Source organism: Mesorhizobium sp. M7D.F.Ca.US.004.01.2.1, from assembly GCF_003997785.1.
GTDB classification, from domain to species: Bacteria; Pseudomonadota; Alphaproteobacteria; order Rhizobiales; family Rhizobiaceae; genus Mesorhizobium; species Mesorhizobium loti.
Genome location: NZ_RZRQ01000604.1, coordinates 1 through 1,905, shown reverse-complemented (window position 1 = coordinate 1,905; position 1,905 = coordinate 1). Strand labels below are relative to the sequence as shown.

Sequence of the window (1,905 nt, the reverse complement as noted above, 5' to 3'; positions counted from 1 at the left end):
CCGCCACCCGCCTTGCGGAAGGTCGCGGTGCGCGCATGAGCCTCGGGCAGGTGACGCGAGCCGGTCGCGACGTCGGCTCGGTCGGCGATGAAACGCTTGACGATGCGGTCTTCCAGCGAATGGAACGTCACCACGGCGAGCCGTCCGCCCGGCTTCAGCGCGCGTTCGGCGGCAAACAAGGCCTTGGCCAGTTCGCCAAGCTCATCATTGACGAAGATGCGCAGCGCCTGGAAGACGCGCGTGGCCGGATGGATCTTGTCCTTCGGCGCGCGACCGATATGCGTCTCGATGGCGTCGGCGAGTTCCAGCGTGCGTTCGAACGGGCGCTTTTCGCGGCGAGCCTCGATCATGCGGGCGATGCGCCCGGCATGGCGCTCCTCGCCGAGGAAGCCGAAGATGCGGGCAAGGTCGCCCGGCTTGAAGCTGTTGACGACGTCGGCGGCGCTCAAACCAGCCTGCGCCATGCGCATGTCGAGCGGCCCGTCGGCACGGAACGAAAACCCGCGCTCGGCCTGGTCGAGCTGCATCGAGGACACACCGATGTCGAGCACGACGCCGTCGGCGCGCTCGACATGTTCGTCCAGCGTCGAGAACGGCGCCTGCACCAGCCGCAACCGGCCGCCCGACTGCACTTCCATATCGCGCCCGGCCGCAATGGCATCAGGATCTCGGTCGATCGCCACCACGGAGGCGCCCGTCGCCAGAATGGCCCTGGTGTAGCCGCCGGCGCCGAACGTGCCGTCGATGATGATGTCGCCCTGCGCCGGCGCCAGTGCTTCGAGCACTTCGCCAAGGAGGACCGGAATGTGGCGGGCCGATCCGCCAACGGCGTGAAGGTCATCGCCGTGGCTCGCCGTCATTCCGGTCGCTCCCCAGGCTTCGTCCCCTGCCGAAGCTGCAAAAGCCGGGCCCGCGCTTGCGCCCCATAGGCGGCAAGCCGTCCCGGCTCCCAGATCTGAAAGAAATTGCCGCGCCCGACAAAGGCCACTTCCGCCGAAATGCCGGTGTGTTCGCGAATGAAATCGCTCATCGTGATGCGGCCGTCCTGGTCGAGTTTCAAGAAGGTTCCGTCGCCATGGCAGAAGAACGACATATCGTCCGCCGTCTGCAGGAAGGGATCTTCGAGCGCGATACGCTGCTCGTAGCGGTCGAGCAGGTCGAGCCCGCCGACATCCATCGCCGACAGGTCCAGGCAGCGCAGCGCGTAGAGCTCCGAATAGCCGCGCTTCTGCACGACGGCACGGAAATGCGCGGGAACGGATACCCGTCCCTTCGCATCGATCCTGCTCACCGTGTTTGACAGAAACCGGTCCATTAAACGCTACAGCCGCTTGCGCCGCCGCACCCCTCTCCATCTTGTCGCACGCGCCGCCGCAGCGCGTTCCCTGCCCCGTATCAACCTCGTCCGCACGGGCAAAAACCGGCAAACGCGCAGCCGCCGCGGCTGCCCGATTGGCGTACGCTTTACCCTGACGCGGAACGAATGCTTTGATGTCGAAATGGGATATCATGGGGCACTATGGGCGTCAACGGGAATAGGCTTCACAAACACGCGCGCCGCAACCAATGAGAGCAGCCGTGACGGCACGTCTCGTCTTTATGGATCATTAAGCCTAACGAAGCGTTTAGAGCCGCCTGGCCCAACCCGACGCGCCTTGCCGCGAGCCGCTGCCGGGCATAGCGTCTGGCACATCTCGTCGGTCGCAAACAGGGTTGGAAATTCGATGTCTGAAACAGCAAAGTCACGCGCTGCAGCACTTCCTCATTTGCGTCGCGGCGGACTTGCCATGGGCGATTCCATCCCGCTGCCCCTGACCATGGCCGCCATTTTTCATGCGCCCGGCGACGCCACCGGCTTCAACCAGTACGGCCGCTTCAGCAACCCGACCTGGGATGCGGTTGAAC

Annotated in this window: 2 protein-coding genes and 1 pseudogene; 1 reads left to right on the top strand and 2 read right to left on the bottom strand. The window is 65.0% G+C overall.

The window, feature by feature from the left end; genetic code table 11:
- Window positions 1-860, bottom strand: an 860-nt coding sequence (gene rsmH, locus EN993_RS35325) for a 16S rRNA (cytosine(1402)-N(4))-methyltransferase RsmH (RefSeq protein WP_127266193.1), incomplete at its 3' end; no start/stop codon positions are given.
- Window positions 857-1,315 carry a division/cell wall cluster transcriptional repressor MraZ gene (mraZ, locus tag EN993_RS35320; protein ID WP_109668271.1) on the bottom strand — a complete coding sequence of 153 codons (459 nt, stop codon included), beginning with the start codon at window positions 1,313-1,315 and terminating at the stop codon, window positions 857-859. The genes rsmH and mraZ, both read right to left, overlap by 4 nt.
- A 409-nt stretch (window positions 1,316-1,724) precedes the next feature.
- On the opposite strand from mraZ, the pseudogene EN993_RS35315 reads away from it, so the two are divergent.
- Window positions 1,725-1,905, top strand: a pseudogene (locus EN993_RS35315) (cystathionine gamma-lyase); the annotation flags it as partial.